This window comes from Halobaculum sp. MBLA0147 (assembly GCF_041361345.1).
Classification (GTDB): Archaea; Halobacteriota; Halobacteria; order Halobacteriales; family Haloferacaceae; genus JAHENP01.
Genome location: NZ_JBGKAD010000001.1, coordinates 2686489 through 2707727, shown reverse-complemented (window position 1 = coordinate 2707727; position 21239 = coordinate 2686489). Strand labels below are relative to the sequence as shown.

The following is a 21239-nucleotide window of genomic DNA, read 5'->3' as shown; positions in this document are numbered from 1 at the left end:
TGCAGGGCGAGCGGGTTGCAACACCGCCGGTACCCGGGGTCGGAGAGCGCGACTCAGTCGGCCCGACGCACGCGGACGGAGCCGTCCGAGCGGACACCCACGAGGAGATCGGCGTCGACGCGCCGGCCGGCGACGGCGTCACCCGCCGCGTCGCTGACGAGTTTCATCAGGTCCGGCGCGGAGTAGCTCACCTTCAGGTCCGCCTCGTCGCAGGCGTCGTACACCTGGTCCGGCACGTCGTACAGGTCCGACCCGGCCGGCACCTCGACGCGGACGGGCGCGGCGACGGTCTCGGCGAACGCGACCGTCTCGCGGGCCTTCTCGACGTTCTCCCGGGCGCTCGCCTCGACGCTGGAGACGTTCGCCCGCGAGGTGCCCAGTCGCTCGGCGATGTCCGCCTGTCGGAGCCCCCGCTCGCGCAGCGCCAACACCTCCGCCTGCCGCCGCGTGAGGACGTTCCCGTCGGAGTCGAACCCCGCACGCGACAGCAGTTCTGCCGCGGCTGGCACGCCGTCGTCGCCGTCCGGGGAGCCGTCGCCGCCCGCGGACCCGTCGCCGCCCGCGGACCCGTCGCCGCCCGCGGACCCGTCGCCGCCCGTGGACCCGTCGCGGGAGTGGGACTCGCTCTTGGAGCTACCGCCCCGCTCGTCCCCCTCGGTGACGCCGCTCCCGTCCGCGACAGGGTCGCCGGCTGGCTCGGGGTCCTCGCCCACCCGCTCGTCTCGACTCATACCTCCCCGTGTGGCGGCGAGTCTGATAAACGACGGGACACACGTCCCGCGAGGTGTGAGCGGTGCGGACGACGACCGAACGGCCGGTCGCAGTGGCTGGTGGCGAGAGAGGCGGTGAGTCCCGAGCGTGTGCCCGAGGGTGAGTGGCGGAGGTGGAACGGAGTGTAGCGGAGTGTGGTGACCGGTGGAGAAGGGTCGACAGTGGTAACTCCGACGCGGCGGAGCCCACTGCTCGATTCCGGCAGGGCGGAGCCCACTGCTCGATTCCGGCGGAGCGGAGCAGTGGCGAGGTGTCACAGAGGGTGGCGGAGTCCAGACTGGCGGGTGGCGGGCCCGAGACCGACGCGGTCTCAGCCGCCCCAGAAGTTCTCGCGCGAGCCCAGCCGTTCCTCGTCGACCCGGCCGTCGTCACTGCGGTCGGACTCGGGGTCGGCGTCGGCCTGCTCAACCGTCACCTCGTCGTCGACGTCCTCGTCCTCGGGATCGTGTTCGTCGACGACGGTCTTCGCCCGCGCGTGGTTCTGTTTCACCTGGTCGATCCGGACCGTGACGTGGGCCGGCGGGAGCACCCCGTCGACGAGGACGATGAACCCGTCGCCGGTCTTCCCGACGCCCGCGCCGCTCTCGTGGATGTCGTCGACCTCGAGGGTGACCTCCTCGCCGGGCTTGACCGGCTGTGACTTCAGGTCCGAGATCGGCATGTCGTAGCTGCTACACCACTCGGCTCCGCCGCGGTCGCCGTAGTGAGAACACCCCATCCCCTGGATGCGCTCCGTGTACCGCGGACACTCGTCCGCCAGTGGACAGTCCGCCATACCACCTCTTCGCTGGGGCGGGTGATTAACTCTTCCCGTCGCTGCCCGGTCGGTCGTCGACGCTCGATCGACCCCCGAAGGCCTATACGACGCGCCGTCGCACGTGGAGGTATGGGCGTCGTCGACGGCGCGGTCGACCTGCTCACCGCCGACCCCGACCTGACGGTGATCGTCGTCGGGCTCCTCGTGTTGGTGTTCGGCGGCTACTTCTTCCTCAGACGGATCCTCGTGAACTCGATGCGCGAGTACCAGCGCGGAAAACGGTGAGAGTGCCGCTCGGGTGGTCACACCACCCGTCTGTCTCTGGGATCAGACCGTCTCGTCGTCACACACACCGACACAGTCGTCGATCGGTTCGTCCCACGTGGCGAAGTTCACGGGGTCACCGACACTGGAGATCGTCTCGTCGTCACAGACGCCGACACAGTCGTCGATCGGTTCGTCCCACGTGGCGACGTCCGCGTCGACCGACTCCGTCGGAGTGGGTGCTGCAGCGGCACCCTGTGTCAGTGCGAGCAGTCCGACTGCGACCGCGACCGTCAGTAGTACACGTCGCATGTGATAATGTATCACTATTGCACCAGACATAAGCTTTACTGTGTGCAGATTATCGAATTCGTCGTTGTCGTTTCGTAGTGTGATCGATACCAGATCGGAGTCGACTGTACACAGTCGGGACGATCCCAGTCCGGCAGAGAGCCCTCGCACACTCGATCCGACGACAGAGTAGACACCCACTTGTGTGCGGGCGACGAGGTGCGCGGTATGGTAGGCCTGGAGACGCTGGGGTTGTTCGCGGTCGCCAGCGTCGCGTCGTTGTTCATGGCGTGGGCCATCGGGGCCGGCTCCTCCGGATCGACACCGTTCGCGCCGGCCGTCGGGGCCAACGCCATCTCCGTGATGCGTGCCGGACTCGTCGTCGGGATTCTCGGGTTCCTCGGGGCCGTCCTCCAGGGAGCGAACGTGACGGAGGCGGTCGGTACCTCGCTGATCGGCGGCGTCACGATCACCGCCGTCGCGGCCATCGTCGGGCTGCTCACCGCGGCGATCCTCGTCGCGATCGGCGTCTTCGCCGGCTACCCCATCGCGACCGCGTTCACCGTCACCGGCGCCGTCGTCGGCGTCGGACTCGCGCTCGGGGGCGACCCGGCGTGGGCGAAGTACACGGAGATCGCGACGCTGTGGGCGCTCGTCCCCGTCGTCGGCGGCTCGGTCGCCTACGCGACGGCCCGTATTCTGCGGGCCGAGTCCGTCCCCGAGACCGTCGCCGTCCCCGCACTCGGCGGGCTCGTGGGTGCGATCCTCGCCAACGTCGGCTTCACCGTCCTCGGCCCGGCCGGCGAACAGGGATCGCTCGCGAGTCTCGCCGGGCCACTCGTCGGCGGTGGAGCCGTCGGGACCGTCGTCGTCACGCTCGCCGCGGCGAGCTTCGCGGGCGGACTACTCTGGCTCGACCTGCGTCGCGACGAGACCGCCGGACAGCGCCACTTCCTGCTCGTGTTGGGCGGACTGGTCGCCTTCTCCGCCGGTGGGTCGCAGGTCGGACTCGCCATCGGCCCGCTGGTGCCGCTACTCGGTGACGGGATCGACCTCCCGGTGATCGCCCTGCTGGTCGGCGGCGGCCTCGGGCTGCTCGCCGGCTCGTGGACCGGCGCGCCGCGGATGATCAAGGCGCTGTCGCAGGACTACTCGAGTCTCGGACCGCGGCGGTCCATCGCGGCGTTGATCCCCTCGTTCGCCATCGCACAGACCGCGGTCGCGTTCGGGATTCCGGTCTCGTTCAACGAGATCATCGTCTCGGCGATCGTCGGCTCCGGCTACGCCGCCGGTGGGAGCGGCGTCTCCCGCCGGAAGATGGTGTACACCGTCCTCGCGTGGCTCGGCTCGCTGGCCCTCTCGCTCGGCGGCGGCTACGCCGCCTTCACCGTGGTCGACGCGGTCGTCTGACGCGGCGGCTCGCGAGAAGGTAGACGGCGACACCGCGAACCGGTCGCGAGCTAGCTCTCCGCCTCGACGCCGGCGTCGTCGTCGCTCGGCTGCTCGCCGTGCTCGTCGGTGACGGTGACGCGGGCCCGGATGATCCGGGTGTTGTCGACACTCTCGATCCGGATGGTGATCCCGTCGTAGGTGATCTCCTCGCCCTCCTCGACGAGCCGACCGGCGCGGTTGAACACGAAGCCGGCCAGCGTCTCGAACTCCTCGCCCTCCGGGAGGTCGATCCCCAACACCTCGTTGACCTCGTCGACGTTCACCTCGCCGCGGACGATGGCGGTGTCGTCGTCCACGAACTCGATCGGTTCGTCCTCGTCGCCCTCGAGAATCTCCCCGACGATCTCCTCGGCCATGTCCTCCAGCGTGATCAGTCCCTCCGTGGTGCCGAACTCGTCGATGACGACCACCATCTGGACGCGCGACTCCTGCATCTCCTCCAACAGGTCGTCGACGTTCTTCGACTCGGGAACGTGTAGCGTCGGCTTCACCACGTCGTCGAGGTCCGGGTTCGCCTCGCCGTAGTAGCGTTCCCGCACCAGGTCGCGGATGTTGACGACGCCGATGATGTTGTCCAGCGTCCCCTCGTACACCGGGACGCGCTCGTGGTCCGCCTGGACGCAGGTCTCGATGGCCTCGTCGACGGTCGCCTCCTTCGAGACGGCGTGCACGTCCAGTCGCGGCGTCATCACCTCCTTGGCGATGGTGTTGTTGAACCGGAAGATCCGGTCGAGCATCTCCCGTTCCTCCTCCTCGATGACCCCCTCCCGTTCCCCGGTCTGGATCATGTCCTGGATCTCGTCGCGGGTGACGTAGGAGGTCTCGATGGCCGAGCGACCGCCGGTGATCTGGTTGACGATCCGCGTGAGGTAGTCGAAGAGGACGATCAGCGGGTAGAGGACGTACTCCGAGAGCTGGAGCGGGCGCGCGATCCGCAGCGACCACGACTCCGTGTTCTCGACGGCGTAGCTCTTCGGCGCCGACTCCCCGAACAGCAACACCAGCGCGGTGATGCCGAACGTCGCCGCCAACACCGCCTGCCCCTGACTCATGAAGCGGGCGAACAGCCCAGTCGCGATCGAGGACATCGCGATGTTGACGATGTTGTTGCCGACGAGGATCGTCACGAGCAGCCGGTGCGGGTCGTCCTTCAGCTCCTTGACCGCGGCCGACCCCGGGCGTCCCTCCTCGACGAGCGACTCGACGCGGTGGCTCGCGAGCGAGAACATGGCGATCTCCGAGGAGGAGAAGAACGCCGAGAGGCCGATCAACACGAGGATAGACAGCGATCCACCGATCGTGATCGTCGTGTCGTTGATCGGAATCGCGTCCGTCAGTCCTCCGAGCTGGAGGAGGGCGTCAGACGTGGCGAGAGTGAGCGCCGACGACAAATCCATACGACCGACGCGTTCGCCGGCACCGTGGTTAAGGGTTGTCCTCTCTCCCGGTGGGTATCGGCAGAGACTGCCGTCACGAGGCGAGTACGCGCGTGTCTGACGGGGGATCGGGTGTCCCGACGATTCGACGCCGCGTCACCCCCGGCGACACCAGTTCGTCGACTCTCGCCGGTGACGGTTCGTCGGCTCCCGTCGCCGGGCTACCGCGGGCGAAGAGGTTACGCCGGGTGACGACCTACGACGTGGTATGGCAGTAGACACGGCGACCGAGGACGGGATCGTCCTCTACCGACTGCAGGCGTGTCCGTTCTGTGAGCGCGTCGTTCGGGTACTGGAGGCGCAGGGGCTCGACTACGAGTCGCGGTTCGTCGAGCCGATGCACTCCGAGCGGAACGCCGTCGCGCGACTCACCGGCAAGCGGACCGTCCCGGCCATCGTCGACCACGCGACCGGCGTGACGATGTCCGAGTCGGCCAACATCGTGGAGTACCTGGAGAACACCTACGGCGACGGCGAGCCCGCCGACGCCGCCGCAGGAGGTGCGTGATCGTGGCGCTCGACTTCGACGTGGTCGAGTTGCCCGAGACGGACCACCCGACGGAGGGGGAGACGGCGCCCGACTTTACCCGCCCGCTGGTCGGCGAGGAGTACTGGGCCGACACCAGTCTGGACGAGCTCACCGACGAGGGGCCGGTGGCGTTGGTGTTCTACACGATGGACGGCGCGTTCCCGGCGACGTACGTCTGGAACGAGATCCGCGACCGCGGGTGGGGCGAGGACGTGGGCAGCGACGTGACCGTCGTCGGGATCTCGATCTCGACGCCGTACGAACACCGCGACTTCCTCGCCGAGCGAGAGATGTCGTACCGGTTGTTCTCCGATCCCGGTGCGGAGGTGGCCGCACAGTACGACCTCGCACACGACCTCGACGGGATGACGGGCGTGACCGAACACCGGCCGGCGGTGTTCCTGCTCGACGAGGACCGCACCGTCGAGTACGCGTGGGTGGCCAGCGAGTGGCCCGACTTCCCGGACTACGACGAGGTCGAGTCACACGTCACGTCGCTGTGAGCGGCGTCCGAGTGTCGGTCGCTCTGGTCGGCGTCGTGGCGTCCGTCGCTCGTCGCGTACTCGGGTCGGACGGGACCGGTGGGGGTACCCGAACGAATTAGTCGGGGGCGACACCACTCGGAGGTGTGAGCACCCCCGTAGACGACGGGTCCGAGGAGGCGGCCGCCGAGGCGGCGGACCTCTCGCCCGCCGAGGCGTTCGCGCTCTTGGGCAACGAGACCCGCATCGAGATCCTCCGTGCGCTCCAGACGGCCGTCGCCGAGCGGCCGGACGACGAGCCGGTGCCGTTCTCGGACATCTACGACCGCGTCGACGTCGACGACAGCGCACACTTCAACTACCACCTCAAACAACTCCGCGACCACTTCGTCCGGAAGGAGGGGGACGGTTACCGCTTCCGGACGCCCGGCTGGAAGGTGGTCCGCTCCGTGTTCGCCGGGACGTTCACCGGGCTCTCCGACGCCGGGCCGTTCGAAGCGCCCGGAACGTGTTACCACTGTGACGGGCCGCTGGCGGCACGCTACGTGGAGGAGCGACTGTCGATCGAGTGCGAGGACTGCGGCCGATCGCACGTCGACTACCCGTTCCCGCCGGGTGGGTTGGACGACCGCACCCCGGACGAGTTCCTCGACGCCTTCCACCACCACGTCCGCCACCACTACTGTCTGGCCGCCGACGGCGTCTGTCCGGAGTGTATGGGTCGCGTCGAGACGACCGTCGACCCCGACACGGAGGTGCCGGACTGGGACGTGGCGGTCGTCCACACCTGTCGGCGGTGTGACAACCGGCTCACCTCGACGCTCGGGTTGAACCTGCTGGACACGACGCCGGTGTTGACGTTCCACGCCGACCGCGGCGTGGACCTGACCACACGGCCGTTCTGGCGCAACGACTGGTGTGTCTCGGACCGCCGGACGACGCTGTTGTCGACCGAGCCCGTCCGGGCCAGACTCGCGCTCCCGTGTGACGGCGACGTGTTGCGCGTCACCGTCGACGAGACGTTCTCCGTGTTGGAGACGAGCGTCGACGAGGGTGTCGCCGGCCCCGAGTGAGAGAGTCGGGCGCGGCGGGGGGAGCCGCTCGCCACCCCCTCACTCGCCGTCGCGCTCGTCGCGCTCGTCACGTCCCTCGCGCGTGGGACGGACGGACATCACGGGGACGCTCGCGCGGCGGATCAGCCGTTCCGTCGTCGACCCGAGGAGGAACCGGCCGAGGCCGCTCCGACCGTGGGTCCCCATCACGACCACGTCGACGCCGTTCTCCTCGGTGTAGTCCATCAGCGCACTCGCCGGCGACCCTTGCAACACGGCCGTCTCGCCGCCGAGTCCACGAGAGCGGGTGCGGTCGGCGACGCGGTCGACGGCCGCCTGCGCCTGCGCTTCCAGTTCGTCGAGCACGAGCCGTGCGTTCGTCAGTTCCGACTGTGCCGCGACCGTGTTCACGTCGACGACGCTGACGACGTGGATCTCGGCGTCGAACGTCGTCGCCAGGTCGAGCGCCACGTCGACGGCTGCCTCTGCACACCCGCTGCCGTCCGTCGGCACGAGCACGTCCTCGTAGTCCGCCGGAGCCGGTGTCTCGCCGTCGCCACGCACCGTGAACACCGGCACCTCGGCGGCACGGGTGACGTGTTCCGTGACCGAGCCCGACACCATCCGCCGGACGCCGGTCCGACCGTGCGTGCCCATCACGATCAGGTCGGCGTGGGCCGCGTCGGCGTACTCGACGATGGTCTCGGCAGGGGCACCCTCCCGGACGGCCGTCGTCACCGAGGCGTCGCCCAGTTCCGCCGTGGCCGACTCGACGGCCGCCTCGGCGGCCTCGCCCGGGTCGTCGACGCCGTGGAACGCGCCGCCGTCGGGGACGACACTCAACACGTGGATCTCGGCGTCGAACCCGGCCGCGAGCAGACTCGCGTGTCTCGCCGCGACCGTCGCGGGGGCGCTGCCGTCCGTCGGCACGAGGAGCGTGTCGGTCACCGTGATCACCTGCCCGACGCTACGCGGAGCCGGTACTTCACCGCGACGGCAGGTTCCCGCCGCGTCGGAACGTGTCGCTCGGAGCGGGACGGCCCCGAGGTGGACCCGTCCGGACACCGAGCCGGGACCGCCTGCTCACCCCTCGGTGTAGAAGGACAGGTCCAGCGCGTCCGCCGAGTGGGTCAACGATCCCATCGAGATCACGTCGACGCCCGTCGCGGCGTACGCCGGCACGTCGTCGAGTCCGATCCCGCCGCTGGCCTCCGCCAGCGTGTCCGCCGGTAGCGCCGCCACGCCCTCCCGGAGTGCGTCCGGGTCGAGGTTGTCGAACAACACCACGTCCGCACCCGCCTCGGCGGCACGCACGCCGTCTTCGGGTCGCTCGACCTCCACCTCGATCTGCGTCGCGAAGGAGACTCGCTCGCGGAACCGCTCGATGGCCCCCTCGAAGCCGAGTTCCGCGACGTGGTTCTCCTTGACCATCACCATGTGACTCAGGTCGAGTCGGTGGGTGTCACCCCCGCCCGCGACCACCGCGCGCTTCTCGACGCCGCGTAGTCCCGGTGTGGTCTTCCGCGTCGCGGCGACCCGAACCGCGTCCGGGTCGGCGTCTGGCGAGCACTCGGCTCCCTCGCGTGCCGCCGCGACGGCCGCCGCGGTCGCCGTGGCGACGCCGGAGGCGTGACTCGCGACGTTCACCGCGGGACGCTCCCCACGCAACACCTCGCGTGCCGGCCCCCGGACCCGGAGCACTCGCTGCCCGGCGGTCACGCGGTCGCCGTCCGCCACGGGCTCGCCGTCGTCGGCCACCGCCTCGGCGTCGACGCCGAGGTACTCGAACACCGCGAGCGCCGCGTCGAGTCCCGCGACGACGCCGTCCTCCTTGGCGACGAGTCGGCCGGTCGTCTCGCCCGGGACCTGGTTCGTCACGTCGTGGTGACCCACGTCCTCGCAGAGCCACCGCTCCACGTCACCGTCCGTGATCATCGCTCCGGCGTCCCGGCGGCTCGTTCGGCCTCGTCTCCGTCCGATCCGGCCTCGTCGCCGCGGTCGCCGCCGTCGGCGTCCGTCTCGCCGGTCGCGTCGACGACGTGGTGAGTACCGGCCGGCTCGGCCTCGACGGCCGCCTTCGCGATCAGTAACGCCGTGACGCTCGCGTTGCGGAGTTCGTACAGACTCCGCGAGGTGCGCGTCCGGGTGTAGGCGTCCACCTCACCCTTCAGGCGCCGCAACACCGCCGATGCGCGCCGCATCGACTCGCGGTCACGTTCGAGCCCGAACGCGTCCGTCATCACGTCGCGCAGCCGGTGGAACTTCCCGTGGGCGAAGTTCTCCGGGAGTGCCGGGTCGCTGTCGCGCGGCTCCGGTGCGTCGACCGCCGACGGCTCCGGCTCGAACCCCGCGGCCGTCTCCCCGGCACGCAGCCCCCAGACGAGCCCCTCCAACAGCGAGGTGGAGGCGAGTCGGTTCGCGCCGTGGACGCCGGTCCGCGCACACTCGCCGGCCGCGAACAGGCGGTCCAGCGAGGCACGCCCCCGGGTGTCCACGTCGATCCCACCACACAGGAAGTGTTCCGCGGGCGCGACCGGGATCCCATCCGCGGGGTCGACACCGCGCGCCTCGCACTTCTCCGCGAGTCCGGGGAACTCCTCGGCGAAGTCCACCGCGGACACGTCGAGTCGCACCTCGCCCGTCGCCTCGCGGGCGTCCGCGACCGCACGAGCGACCACGTCGCGGGGGGCCAACTCGGCGTCCTCGTGGACCTCCGTCATGAACCGCTCCCCGTCGCCGTCGCGCAACACGCCACCCTCGCCGCGAACCGCCTCGCTGACGAGGAACGGCTCGGCGTCCCCGTCGACGGCGGCCGTGTCGAACACCGTCGGGTGGAACTGGACGTACTGGGCGTCGGCCACGTCCGCACCGGCCAGCGCGGCCATCGCGATCCCGTCACCCGTCGCCCCGTCCGGGTTCGTCGAGTCGCGGTACAGCGAGCCGATCCCGCCGGTCGCCACCACCGTCGCCCCGGCGTACGCCGGCACCGCGGACCGCTCCTCGTCGGTCGTCTCCAACAGCGCGCCGTGGACACGCCCCTCGTGTGTGAGTAGGTCGTAGGCGGCGGTGTCCGCGAGGAGCTCGACGCCGTCGTGGGCCTCGAGGTGACCGAGGAACGGCCGCAGGACGTGCCGCCCCGTCTCGGCGTCGACGTGGAGGATGCGCCGCTCGGAGTGGGCCGCCTCCCGTCCCAGGTCGAGCGGGGCGTCCTCGTCGTCACCCGTCGTGTCGAAGTCCACGTCGAGCGTGTCCAACAACACGTCGTCGACCGCCTCGCGGGCGTTCTCGACGAGCACCTCGACCGCCTCCGGGTCCGTCTCACCCGCCCCTGCCGCGCGGATGTCGGCGGCGAACGCCTCCGGATCGGACTGCGTGACGGCGATACCGCCCTGTGCCCAGTCGGTCGCGGCGTCTTCCGGCCGCTCGGCTTTCGTCGCGACGAGCACGTCCGCACCCTCGCGGGCGGCCGCGAGTGCGGCCGCACAGCCGGCGATGCCGGAGCCGATCACGAGCACGTCCGCCGTGTACCGTTCTGGGGCGTCGCCGCCGTCCGGTAGCGCGGCCCCGTCGGTGAGTCCCGTCATGGTCACAGCTCCAACATCCGTTCGGTGGCGACCTTCGCCAGCTCCTTCTCGCGAGGGGCGACCTCGACCACGTTGCGCTCCTCGCCCGCGACGAGGCCGTCGAGGATCCACGCGAGGTAGTTCGGGTCGATCTGCCGCATCGCGTTACAGTCCATACAGGCGTCACCACACAGCGGCAACACCTCCACCTCCGGGTGCCAGCGGTCGAGGTGGTTCGCGAGGTGGATCTCCGTCCCGATGGCCCACGTCTCCCCCGGTTCTGCCTCCTCGACGGTCTGGGTGATCGTCGACGTAGAGCCGACCACGTCCGCGGCCTCGACGACCTCGCGGCGACACTCGGGGTGGACGACCACGTTCGCGTCCGGCCGCTCCGCACGCAGCTCCTCCACGTGACTCGCGCAGAACCGCTCGTGGACCTGACAGTAGCCGTCCCAGAGGACGATCTCTGCCTCGGCGACCTCCTCGGCGTCCTTCCCCTCGGGGTCCCACGGGTCCCACTCGACGATGTCGTCTTCCATCCCGAGTTCGTAGGCGGTGTTCGTCCCGAGGTGTTTGTCGGGGAGGAAGAGCACGGTGTCCCCGCGCTCGAACGCCCACTCGAAGGCGTCGGCCGCGTTCGAGGAGGTACAGACGAGCCCACCCTGCTCGGCACAGAACGCCTTCAGGTCGGCGTAGCTGTTCATGTACGTCACCGGGACGATCTCCTCGTCGTCGCCGGCCGCCTCGGTGATCTCCGCCCACGCGGCGTCGACCTGTAGCGCCTCGGCCATCCCGGCCATCGGACACGACGCCTCCATCGACGGCAGGAGGACGGTCTGGTCGTCGTCGGTGATGATGTCGGCCGACTCCGCCATGAACGTCACGCCGCCGAAGACGACGTACTCCGCGTCCGACTCTGCCGCCTGTTTCGACAGCTGATAGGAGTCACCCACGAAGTCCGCGTGGTCGACGATCTCCCGCCGCTGGTAGTTGTGCCCGAGGATCACCACGTCGTCGCCCAGCTCCGCGAGCGCCGACTCGATCTTCTCGGTCCGTTCGGCCTCGTCCAACTCCCGGTAGTGTGGGGGGAGTTGCTCGAGGTTGTCGTACTTGAACAGACTCAGGTCCGTCTCGATGTCCGCAGTCTCCATCCGGGGCATCGTATCTGTCTCCACTCGGGGCGCACTGTTGAAGAAGATTTCTCTTCAAAGAGCCGTTCGGGTAGAGACTCCTTCGGACGAGCCCGCTCCGAAGCGAATTCGTCGCCGGACACCGCCGAGACGGAGTCGTGACTCGTCGGTTCGGGACTCTGGAGGGAGTCGACCGCCCGGATCGGTCGTCCGAAGCGACTCCGTGGTGTGACTCCGGAGCGCTCCGGAGTGGTCGGGAGCACTCGCGGGACGGCGACCTCACTCAGTCTCGCTCGTACACCACGTCGCCGCCGAGGGTCGTGAGCGTCACGTCGATGTCGCGGATGGCCCCCGGCTCGTCCCACGGGGAGGCGTCGAGTGCGACCAAGTCCGCGCGCTTGCCGGGTTCGACCGTCCCGAGGCGGTCCTCGTCGAAGCCGGCGTACGCCGCGCCGCGGGTGTAGGCACGCAGCGCCGTGGTCGGGTCGAGTCGCTGTCCCGCCGCGGGCGCGTTGACCGCGTGGTGGACGCCCAACAGCGGGTCCAGCGGCATACAGTCGGAGCCGAACGCCAGGTGGGCGTCGCGAGCCGTGTAGTCCGCGAGCCGGTTCGTCTCCGCCCGGCGCTCCCCGAGTCGGTCGGCGTACAGGCCGTCTTCGCCGGCCCACTTGAGGAAGTTCGGCTGCATCGAGGCGACGATGCCGCTCTCGGCGATCCGCTCGCGGAGGTCGGCGTCGGCCAACTCCACGTGTTCGATCCGGTGGCGTGCCGCGGCGGGGTCCGTGAGGTCCTCGTACGCCTCGACGACCGCGCGGACGGCTTCGTCCCCGATAGCGTGGGCGGTGAACTGGAGATCGTGTGCCTCCGCGCGGGCGACGTACTCGCGGAGTTCCTCGGGGTCGACCACCCACTGCCCGGTTCCGTCGCCGTCCGCGTACGGCGCGGAGAGCTTCGCCGTTCGTCCGCCGAAGGAGCCGTCCGTGTAGCTCTTGACCGCACCGGTCTGGACCAACTCGCTCCCGTGGTTCGTCCGCTCGCCCAACTCGATCAGGGCGTCGAGGTGGTCCGTCCAGTAGTTGAGGCGCACGCGGAGGGTCAACTCGCCCGCCGCGGCGAGGTCGCGGTACACCGCCGGTGCGTGCGAGCGTCGCACCATGTCGTGGATCCCGGTGACCCCGCGCTCGTTCGCGGCCGCCTGTGCGGCCGTCACCAGCTCCCGCGTCGCCTCGTAGTCCGGCTCGACGGCGTCGTACAGCGGGTCGACCGCCTCCTCGACGACGACCCCCGTCGGATCGCCCGCGCCGGCCCGCTCGGTGTCGGTCTGTACGTCGCCGTCGGGCATCTCGCCGCGGTGGCGCTCCAACGCGACACCGTTGACGGATGCGACGTGCATGTCCTCGCGGAAGGCGATCACCGGACGTGTCTCGCTCACGGCGTCGAGGTCCTCGCGCGTGAGGTACCGCGAGGGCGTCCACGTGCTCTCGTCGTAGCCGAACCCGAGCACGTACTCGTCGGCCGCGGAGTCGTCTCCCACCGCGTCGCCGGCCGTCCGGTCGTCACCCCCGCCGGCCGCCGTCGCGCCGTCCCCGCTCGCCGCCGTGTCGCCCGTCGTCTCCGTGGCACGTTCGCGGAGCAACTCGACGGCGTCTTCGGGAGAGTCGGCCGTCGAGAGGTCCGCGTGGACGAGGTAGCGACCGCTGTTCGTCAGGTGCGTGTGGGCGTCGACGAACCCCGGGAGCAACACGTCGCCGTCGAGGTCGATCACGTCCGTCTCGGCGTCTGCGAGGAACTCCACGTCGTACGTCGAGCCGACGCGGACGATCTCTCCGTCGCGGACCGCGACCGCCTCGTGTGTCTCGTCTGGCTCACCGAGCGTGTGGACCTCCCCGTCGACCAGCACCACGTCCGCCGCGTCTGTCATGGTCGTCGACAGCCGGCGGAGCGTCTTCAAACCGGCCGTTCCGGTCGACGCGACCGGTGTCGCAGGAGTGGCCGTGACGGAGAGTGCCGTGGTGGTAGACGACGGGGGCACCGCGAGGTCGGAACGGCGGAACAGACTGGTGGCGCGTGTCGGGACCGTGTCGGACCGGTCGTCAGGACTCCTCTTCGACCATCTCCTCGAACTCCGGCAGGAGGTCCCCGTCGTCGGAACTGGCCGTCTCCTCGGCGTCGTCGTCCGAACCGACGGGGACGGTCTCGTCGGCGTCGTCGGTCTCTTCGTCTTCGACGACCTCGTCTGGCACTTCCTCGACACGGACCACCTTCAGCGGGATGTTCTCCAGCCGCTGGCCGATCTCCTTGCGTGCGATCCGCGAGGCGTGCTCGTCGCGCTCGACGTTGAAGACGGTCATCTCCAACTCCAGGGCGACCAGCGCCTCGTCCGCCGCGATGAACGCCGGGGGCAACGACTCGCCGCTCGGCGAGGTCCGCTCGGCCATGTCGATCTCGACGTAGTTGAGGTCGGGGTTGAGCATCTCACCCGTCTTCGAGATTGCGATCCGCACCGCCTCGTCGGGAGACTCCACGTCGTACACGGGCACGGCGGCCTCGACGACAACTCTGCGGTCCATGACGTGTCACCGTACGGCACGACACAGTATGAAGGTGTTGACGGGGTGTATATTTCCACCTCGCGATAGCTGGCAGTGTTAAACCCTCGACTGCGTGGAGGGGTGTGAGGGGTGCCGTGAGAAGCGGTGTCGACCGCGTCGAGGAGGCGGCAGTGACGAGAGTGACGGCGACGAGTCTGATCGAACTGTGAACGAGAGGAGTGCACCGGCCGGAATTTGAATCCGGGTTGCGACCATGGCAAGGTCGCGTGATACCACTACACTACCGGTGCGCATCCAACAGTTCCGCTGGTTGCTACTTAACCCTGTCGGATCGGAGGAATCGCCGGAGGGCGGCGTGGTGTGACGTGCCACGGCGGGGTCGAGTTCCGGGTCCGAGTGCCGGTGTCGAGTTCCCCCCGAGTGGCGGTGTCGGTCGGGCCGACGACTCCACGATCACGGACGCCGCAGTGCGACCAGATCCCGCGACATCTCACTCCTCGTCGGACTCGTCGGGTTGCTGGCCGTACGTGGCGAACCGCTCGCGGGCGTCGTCCAGGTCCGCCTCGGACAACTCGACCGGGTCGCCGACCGCACGGGCCTGGAGGTACTGTCCGGCGAGCGCGTCGACGTGGACCGTGTTCTCGACGGTGCTCTCCAGGTCGTCGCCGCCGACGACGAGTCCGTGGTTGGCGAGGATCACCGCGTCCGCGTCCGCCTCGTCCATCGCTGCGACGGCGTTGGCCGCCAGCTCCTCCGTGCCGAACGGCGCGTACCCCGCGACCGGCACCTCGCCGCCGACGGCGACGAGCATGTAGTGGATCGGCGGGAGCGGCTCTCCCAGGATCGACAGCGTCGTCGCGGCCGGCGAGTGCGCGTGGACGATCGCACCGGTGTCTCTGTGCCGGTAGATCCCGGTGTGCATCGGCACCTCGCTGGAGGGGGCCATCTCCCCGTCGACCTGCTCGCCGTCGAGGGTGACGACCGGCACGTCCGCCACGTCGAAGGCGTCGTACGCCACCCCGGTGGGCGTGACAGCGACGCGGTCCCCCACGCGGACGGAGAGGTTCCCACTGCGACCGGGCGTGAGATCCGCGAGTCGTGGCGCGTACTCCACGACGGCCTCGCGGGCGGCACGGATCGACTCCGCACCGTCGCGGCTCACGCCACCACCTCCCGAACGGCCGCCAACGCGTCGACGGTGTGGTCGGGACGGTGTCGCTCCGGCAGGTCCTCGGTGTCGACGCTGTCGTCACGGTCGAGCAACACCGTGTCGAGTCCGACGGCGTTCCCGCCGCCGACGTCCGCGGTGACGTTGTCGCCGACGACGACCGTCTCGCTGGGTGCGCAGTCGAGACGCGCCAGCGGCACCGTGAACATCGCCGAGCCGGGCTTCTCGCGGCCCACCTCCTCGGAGGTGACGACGGTGTCAACCGCCGCGGCGACTCCGAGCCGCGACAGCTTCCGCAGCTGGATCCTGGTGGTGAGGTTCGTCGTGATCCCGACGGCGGCACCCGCGTCGCGGATCGCGGTCAGCGTCGCGGACAGCTCCGGTGCGGGTTCCATCGCGTCAAGGAACGCGTCCCAGTAGGCGTCCCCCAGCGCGAGTGCGTCCGCCGGTCGCGACTCGCCGGTGACGAGTTCCAGTCCCCGTTTGAAGTAGTTGTGACGCCCGTGCGTGGCTGCAACGCCGGAGAGTTCCCGTTTCGTCTCCCGACGCCCGGTCTCGTACAGGTCCGCGAACGTCGACCGGTCGAACTCGTACCCCAACGCTCGCGCCCGCTCGAACGCCGCCGCGCGCGCCGTCGCAGCCGCCGGCTCGTACGGGTACAGTGTGTCGTCCAAGTCGAACAACACCGCCTCGTAGTGCATGCCTCCGGGGTGCCACCCGACGGGGAAACCTCTGTCGACCGATTCACCGGGGGCGATACCTCCCACAAAACGCTACCGATATTCGTCCGCGCGCGAGCAGGACACCCACTCGACCGGCCCCTCGACCCCCGGTGGAGCGACGCGAACGACCCCGAACGGCCACGGTCGACCCGGTCTGTCCCGATCGTTCACACGGGACCAGAACCGGAAACGGGCGTCTCGGCCGCCGAGACGGCCGGTCGACCCCGGATCGTGGTAACGTCACTCAAGATAGATTCATAACCCCTCGGTCGTTAACGGTTCGTGCCCATGAAGAAGCAAGAGCTCATCCACCTGCACGGCCTTCTCAGCGAAGTAGAGACTCAGTACGAACACTGGGGAGAAGAGCTCGACCTCGAGGCGTACGAGAATCTCGGCGTGAAACCGACATCCATTCACAAGTCGAAGACCGACCACAAGGCGGCGGTGTTCAAGCTGGCCGAAGGCATCACGGGTGCGTCCCCGGAGAAGGACACGGAGTCCGAGCCGGTCGCGCCGACGGCCGACTGAGCGTTCTCGCGCAGTACTCAACGACAGCGACGGTGTCACAGTGGCGACGCCGTCCGACAGGTGTGTCGACGACAGTGCTCCAGTGGCGACACCGTTCGTCGTTCCCCGTCGTGTCTCGTCTCACGCCTCGCCGGTGTCGTCCGGCTCGTCCGACCCCGTCGTGTCGTCCGGCTCGTCCGAGGCGGCCGTGTCGTCTGGCTCGTCCGATCCTGCCGTGTCGTCTGGCTCGTCCGATCCTGCCGTGTCGTCCGGCTCGTCCGATCCTGCCGTGTCGTCCGGCTCGTCCGATCCTGCCGTGTCGTCCGGCTCGTCGACGACGTTCCAGCGGTCGGCGGTCTTCCGGAACAGTCCGGTGAGCGTCGTCACCTCGCGGTCCGTCGGGTGGGCACGCCCGACGACACGCCGGAGGAGCGTCCCCGCCCGCTCGCGGACGTGCTCGCGGTGTTCCACCGCGTCGAGGTAGCGACCGAACTGCTCGTGGAGGCGTTCGATCTCCGCCTCGTCGGCTCGCTCCCGCTCGCGGTCGGGGAGGTGCGTCTCGTCTAGGAACAGCTCGCGGAGTTCGTACAGCGTCACTGTCGCCGCCTGCCCGAGGTTCAACACGGGGTACTCCGGGTTCGCGGGGATCGACGCCACCTCGTCGAGGCGGTCGAGTTCGTCGTTGTTCAGCCCCCGCGACTCCCGGCCGAACACGAGGGCCGTGTCCGTGTCGACCGTCGCGAGATCATCGCGTAGCTCTGCGGGCGTGGTGTACGGGAACCGCGTGTGACTGGTGGCGTCCTCGGCGGTGATCCCGGTGAACCCGACGGTGTGGTACGACTCGATCACCTCGTCGAGCGTGACCGTGTCTGCGTTCGGGAGCACGTCCTCGCGTGCGTGCCCGGCGAAGCCGTACGCCTCCGTCCCCTCGCCGATCTCCGGGGGGTCGACCAGTTTCAGGTCGTACAGTCCGAAGTTCTTCATCGACCGCGCGATGGTGCCGACGTTGCCGGGCGTCTCCGGCTCGACGACGACGACCGCGTACTCGCTCATGGTCGGTCTGTGGCTGCGGTGGTGATACCGTCGTCGGTACACCGCGAGGTGAGGAGGGTTGTGTCCGCTCGATCAGCCGAACTCCGCGGCCACGAGGTTCGTGTCGAACTGGTCGGCGCGCCACAGGCCGACGCCGATCAGGCCGGCGACCAGCGCGGGCACCCAGTTGCCGAACCAGACGTTCACGCCACCCCACAGGATCACGAAACTCACCATGTCGTCGAGCATGAACTGGCAGTCGCGCACCCGCTCCAACAGCGCCTCGCGGTCGAACGCGCGGTCCAACACGACCACCGAGACCGTCGCGGACAACACCCAGCCCTGGTAGTTCGAGACCGGGACGCCGTAGAACCCACCCTGCGAGGAGAGTAGTCCCCCGAACACCGGCGCGCCGGGTTCGAAGTAGCGCCAGAAGGTCAACGCCACCGCACCGGGGTCCAACACCACGTCCATGATCAAGACGAGGCCGATCACGGCCGCGAGTCTGACGAGCGCCCGCTCGGCCCGCTCGCCCAACAACAGCGAGACGAGCAGGTAGGCGTTCACCACCAGCGGGAGGAAGAACACCGGCAGCCCGACGGGCACCCCCGCCAGCGTCGGCCCGAGGTCGACGACGTACTCGAACCGCCCGTACGGCTCCCCGGTGTGGACGCCGACGTACTCGATCCCGTAGGCGTACAGCGTCAGGAGCCCTACGCCGAGGGCCGCCTTCCGGTCCGCGACGGGGAGCACACCCGCGATCAGTGGTGCACGCATCACGGCGACGCCGGTGAGGATCAACAGTCCGTTGAACGCCAGCGGCTCCGGGAGCCACCCTTCGGCACTCGCCAACAGCAACACGATCCCGTTCAGCGGGAAGAAGACGCTGATGGTGAACCGGTTGTCGACGATCAGCGCGTCGAGGCGGCGTTCGAACTCTGCCCGCGACTCCGGCACCTGCTCGCGCAAGTCCGCGACGGACGTGCTCACGGCACCACCGCCCCGGGCGGGACGATCCGCGTCAACAGTCCCATCGTCAACAGTGCGCCGACGACCGTGTTCAACGCCGGGAACCACCAGTACGCCCGGTCGACGGACACGTCCGACCAGACGATCCCGAGGACGGTCGCCGGGTACGCGAGCAGGAGCAGCCCGATCGGGTGGCTGTGGAACGAGAACACCGTCGCCGCCGCAAGCCACACGAACCCGCAGTAGGCGTACGTCCGCACCTCGCCCAACACGGTCGCCGTCGTGCGGATCCCGGCCTCGCGGTCCGGCTCGATGTCCGGGATGGCGGAGAAGGTGTGCATCGCCATCGACCACAGCCACCCGCCGACCAGCGCCGTGATCGGCGGGTCGACGCCTGCGACGGTCGCGTACGCCACCGCACCCGGCAGGACGTACAGGCCGTTCGAGACGGAGTCGAGGATCGGCGTGGTCTTGAACCGGAACGGCGGCGCGCTGTACTCCACCGCCAACAGGAAGTAGGCGGCGAGGTACGGCCACGCGACGCAGGGGACCGCCGCGAACAGCGCCAGTCCGGCCAGCGAGACGACCGCGACCGTCGCCGGCACTAACACGTCGCCGCCGTACCGCACCTCCTTGTCGTCTTTCTTCGGGTTCGACTCGTCGACGTCCCGGTCGAACACGTCGTTGACGCCGTACAACTGGACGTTCGCCGGCACGAGGAAGAACGCGAACAACAGGAGGTTCAGCGGCGCGAACAGCTCCGGGACGGTCGTCGCCGCACCGGCGACGCCGACGACCACCGGCCCGGCGAGGTACGGCCAGAACCGCGGCCGCGACAGCTTCAGCAGGTACTGGAGCCGCGGGAACGTCGTGTCGCCGCCCACCGTCGCCGCGCTCACGACCGGATCACCTCCCGCTCGGTGGGCCACTCGGTGTGTCCACTCGGGTACGTCGACGCGACACGACGGATCGACGCGTCGGGGGGTCGAGGGTCGCGTGTCGGCTGGTGTCGCACGCCTCGATCACCTCGGGGGTCACTCGCCGCCGACGACCTCGGCCGTCAGCAGGCCGCTGATCAGACACATCGGGACGCCGATGCCGGGCGTCGTGAACGACCCGGTGTAGTACAGGCCCGGCACCTCCTCGGAGGTGTGGCCCGGTCGGAACGGCGCCGTCTGGCGCAGCGTGTGGGCCATCCCGAGTGCGGTCCCCTGTTCGGCGTTGTACCGCGAGGCGAAGTCGTCGACACAGAACGACTCCTCGACCACGATCCGGTCGTGGAGCTCCGTCCCGGTGTTCGCGGCGATGTCGTCCAACACCAACTCGCGGTACTGCTCGCGGAGTTCGGGCGTGTCCTCCAGCCCGGCGGCGATCGGCACCAGCGCGAACAGGTTCGAGTGACCCTCGGGCGCGACGGTGTCGTCCGTCTTCGACGGGACACAGAGGTAGTACGCCGGGTCGTCGGGCCACGCCGGGTCGTCGAAGATCGCCGTGAAGTGGTCGTCCCACTCCGTCGGGAACACCAGCGTGTGGTGGGTCAACTCCGGCACGTCCCCCTCGACACCCAGGTACAGCAGGAACGCCGACGGGGCGTACGTCCGCGAGTCCCAGTAGTCGTCGTCGTACGAGCGCTTCCGCTCGGCGAGCAGTTCCCGTTCCGTGTGGGCCATGTCCGCGTTCGAGACGACGCGGTCCGCGAGGTACTCCCCGCCGTGTTCCGTCCGCACCGCGAACCCGCCGCGCTGGCCGGCGATCTTCGACACCGGCTGGTCCGTCTCGAAGGTGACGCCCAACTCCTCGGCCAACTCGACCATCGCGTCGACGACGGCACCGGTGCCACCCTCCGGGTAGTAGACGCCGAGGTTGAAGTCGACGTGACTCATCAGGTTGTACAGCGCCGGCGTGTTGTTCGGCGAGCCGCCGAGGAACACCAGCGTGTACTGCATGATCTGCTGGAGCTTCGGGTGGTCGAAGTACTCCTCGACGTGGTCTTGCATCGAGCCGATCAGCGACAACCCCCACGCGTGCCGGAGCACGTCCGTGTCCACGAAGTCCCGCAGCCGGTCGCGGTGTTCGTACACGAAGTGTTCCATCCCGATCTCGTAGTTACGCTCGGACTTCTCGAGGTACTCGCCGAACGCCTCGCCCGCTCCGGCCTCGTACTCCTCGAACAGCTCCTTGTTCCGCTCGACGTCCGGGGTCATGTCCACCTGGTCGCCGTCCTTGAAGAAGATCCGGTAGTGGGGGTCGAGCCGTTGGAGTTCGTAGTAGTCCTCGGGGGACTTCCCGAAGTGGCCGAAGAAGTTCTCGAACACGTCCGGCATCAGGTACCACGAGGGACCCATGTCGAACCGGAACCCGTCGCGCTCCAGCACGGACGCACGCCCACCGAGTTGTTCGTTCTTCTCCAGAACGGTCACGTCCGCACCCGCGTCCGCGAGGTAACAGGCAGTCGAGAGCCCGCCGAAGCCGCTGCCGACGACGACCACGTCGTCGCCAGCGACCGAAGACATGTCCCGCGGCTCGCGCCACGGCGTCGCTGCCGGTGATGACATAGACCAC

Annotated in this window: 22 protein-coding genes and 1 tRNA gene; 6 read left to right on the top strand and 17 right to left on the bottom strand. The window is 69.2% G+C overall.

The annotated features are described in order from the left end of the window. Nucleotides 1-53: 53 nt before the first annotated feature. Both RYH80_RS13035 and RYH80_RS13030 read right to left on the bottom strand, forming a co-directional pair. Nucleotides 54-509, bottom strand: a complete 456-nt coding sequence (locus tag RYH80_RS13035) for a Tfx family DNA-binding protein (RefSeq protein WP_370904715.1) — start codon at nucleotides 507-509, stop codon at nucleotides 54-56. 572 nt (nucleotides 510-1081) lie between these two features. Further along, complete coding sequence (locus RYH80_RS13030) at nucleotides 1082-1546, bottom strand: TRAM domain-containing protein (RefSeq protein WP_370904322.1); 465 nt, start codon at nucleotides 1544-1546, stop codon at nucleotides 1082-1084. A 111-nt stretch (nucleotides 1547-1657) separates the two neighbouring features. Between RYH80_RS13030 and RYH80_RS13025 the strand changes: the two genes are divergently transcribed. Then, nucleotides 1658-1813: a DUF7859 family protein gene (locus tag RYH80_RS13025; protein ID WP_370904321.1), complete on the top strand. Its 156-nt coding sequence runs from the start codon at nucleotides 1658-1660 to the stop codon at nucleotides 1811-1813. Between the two features lie 42 nt (nucleotides 1814-1855). Here RYH80_RS13025 and RYH80_RS13020 read toward each other — a convergent pair whose 3' ends face one another. Next, on the bottom strand, nucleotides 1856-2104 hold the full coding sequence (locus tag RYH80_RS13020; RefSeq protein ID WP_370904319.1) for a hypothetical protein: 249 nt from the start codon (nucleotides 2102-2104) through the stop codon (nucleotides 1856-1858). A 207-nt stretch (nucleotides 2105-2311) separates the two neighbouring features. On the opposite strand from RYH80_RS13020, the gene RYH80_RS13015 reads away from it, so the two are divergent. After that, entirely contained in the window at nucleotides 2312-3493 is a 1182-nt protein-coding gene (locus tag RYH80_RS13015; protein WP_370904318.1) for an inorganic phosphate transporter, read from the top strand. Nucleotides 3494-3543: 50 nt separating this feature from the next. Here the strand turns inward: RYH80_RS13015 and RYH80_RS13010 are convergent, their stop codons facing one another. Then, nucleotides 3544-4932 carry a hemolysin family protein gene (locus RYH80_RS13010; protein ID WP_370904317.1) on the bottom strand — a complete coding sequence of 463 codons (1389 nt, stop codon included), beginning with the start codon at nucleotides 4930-4932 and terminating at the stop codon, nucleotides 3544-3546. A gap of 247 nt (nucleotides 4933-5179) precedes the next feature. Between RYH80_RS13010 and RYH80_RS13005 the strand changes: the two genes are divergently transcribed. The 3 genes from RYH80_RS13005 (at nucleotide 5180) to RYH80_RS12995 (ending at nucleotide 7055) form a co-directional block, all read left to right on the top strand. After that, a complete protein-coding gene (locus RYH80_RS13005) occupies nucleotides 5180-5479 on the top strand; it encodes a glutathione S-transferase N-terminal domain-containing protein (protein ID WP_370904316.1) in 300 nt (99 codons plus the stop codon). Nucleotides 5480-5481: 2 nt separating this feature from the next. Next, entirely contained in the window at nucleotides 5482-6003 is a 522-nt protein-coding gene (locus RYH80_RS13000; protein ID WP_370904315.1) for a redoxin domain-containing protein, read from the top strand. A 125-nt stretch (nucleotides 6004-6128) separates the two neighbouring features. Beyond that, entirely contained in the window at nucleotides 6129-7055 is a 927-nt protein-coding gene (locus RYH80_RS12995; protein ID WP_370904314.1) for an ArsR/SmtB family transcription factor, read from the top strand. A 39-nt stretch (nucleotides 7056-7094) separates the two neighbouring features. On the opposite strand, the gene RYH80_RS12990 is transcribed toward RYH80_RS12995, so the two are convergent. From RYH80_RS12990 to RYH80_RS12950, 9 genes are all read right to left on the bottom strand, one after another. Next, complete coding sequence (locus tag RYH80_RS12990) at nucleotides 7095-7982, bottom strand: universal stress protein (protein ID WP_370904313.1); 888 nt, start codon at nucleotides 7980-7982, stop codon at nucleotides 7095-7097. A gap of 135 nt (nucleotides 7983-8117) precedes the next feature. Next, on the bottom strand, nucleotides 8118-8969 hold the full coding sequence (gene nadC / locus RYH80_RS12985; protein WP_370904311.1) for a carboxylating nicotinate-nucleotide diphosphorylase: 852 nt from the start codon (nucleotides 8967-8969) through the stop codon (nucleotides 8118-8120). Further along, on the bottom strand, nucleotides 8966-10618 hold the full coding sequence (locus RYH80_RS12980; protein ID WP_370904310.1) for an L-aspartate oxidase: 1653 nt from the start codon (nucleotides 10616-10618) through the stop codon (nucleotides 8966-8968). Before RYH80_RS12980 ends, nadC begins: the two co-directional genes overlap by 4 nt. A gap of 2 nt (nucleotides 10619-10620) precedes the next feature. Beyond that, nucleotides 10621-11757 (bottom strand): quinolinate synthase NadA, encoded by a 1137-nt coding sequence (gene nadA / locus RYH80_RS12975; protein WP_370904714.1) that lies wholly within the window; start codon nucleotides 11755-11757, stop codon nucleotides 10621-10623. A gap of 253 nt (nucleotides 11758-12010) precedes the next feature. After that, entirely contained in the window at nucleotides 12011-13648 is a 1638-nt protein-coding gene (locus RYH80_RS12970; RefSeq protein ID WP_370904309.1) for an amidohydrolase, read from the bottom strand. 172 nt (nucleotides 13649-13820) lie between these two features. Continuing rightward, entirely contained in the window at nucleotides 13821-14297 is a 477-nt protein-coding gene (locus RYH80_RS12965; protein WP_370904308.1) for a DUF555 domain-containing protein, read from the bottom strand. A 201-nt stretch (nucleotides 14298-14498) separates the two neighbouring features. Further along, a tRNA-Gly gene (locus RYH80_RS12960) sits at nucleotides 14499-14569 on the bottom strand. Nucleotides 14570-14769: 200 nt separating this feature from the next. Then, complete coding sequence (locus tag RYH80_RS12955) at nucleotides 14770-15441, bottom strand: ribulose-1-phosphate aldolase (RefSeq protein WP_370904307.1); 672 nt, start codon at nucleotides 15439-15441, stop codon at nucleotides 14770-14772. Next, entirely contained in the window at nucleotides 15438-16148 is a 711-nt protein-coding gene (locus RYH80_RS12950; RefSeq protein WP_370904306.1) for a ribulose-1,5-bisphosphate 5-phosphatase, read from the bottom strand. The genes RYH80_RS12955 and RYH80_RS12950 overlap by 4 nt, the downstream gene beginning before the upstream one ends. 309 nt (nucleotides 16149-16457) lie before the next feature. Here RYH80_RS12950 and RYH80_RS12945 point away from each other — a divergent pair, with 309 nt between their 5' ends. Continuing rightward, on the top strand, nucleotides 16458-16697 hold the full coding sequence (locus tag RYH80_RS12945; protein WP_370904305.1) for a UPF0058 family protein: 240 nt from the start codon (nucleotides 16458-16460) through the stop codon (nucleotides 16695-16697). 120 nt (nucleotides 16698-16817) lie between these two features. Here RYH80_RS12945 and RYH80_RS12940 read toward each other — a convergent pair whose 3' ends face one another. The 4 genes from RYH80_RS12940 to RYH80_RS12925 form a co-directional block, all read right to left on the bottom strand. Then, nucleotides 16818-17729, bottom strand: coding sequence for an RNA methyltransferase (locus RYH80_RS12940; protein ID WP_370904304.1), 912 nt, complete (start codon nucleotides 17727-17729; stop codon nucleotides 16818-16820). A 72-nt stretch (nucleotides 17730-17801) separates the two neighbouring features. Beyond that, nucleotides 17802-18698, bottom strand: coding sequence for a bisanhydrobacterioruberin hydratase (gene cruF, locus RYH80_RS12935; protein ID WP_370904303.1), 897 nt, complete (start codon nucleotides 18696-18698; stop codon nucleotides 17802-17804). After that, the gene (locus tag RYH80_RS12930; RefSeq protein ID WP_370904302.1) at nucleotides 18695-19576 is read right to left on the bottom strand and encodes a prenyltransferase; all 882 of its coding nucleotides are present in this window, start codon (nucleotides 19574-19576) and stop codon (nucleotides 18695-18697) included. Before RYH80_RS12930 ends, cruF begins: the two co-directional genes overlap by 4 nt. Nucleotides 19577-19711: 135 nt before the next feature. Next, a complete protein-coding gene (locus tag RYH80_RS12925; protein ID WP_370904301.1) occupies nucleotides 19712-21232 on the bottom strand; it encodes a phytoene desaturase family protein in 1521 nt (506 codons plus the stop codon). Between the last annotated feature and the right edge of the window lie 7 nt (nucleotides 21233-21239).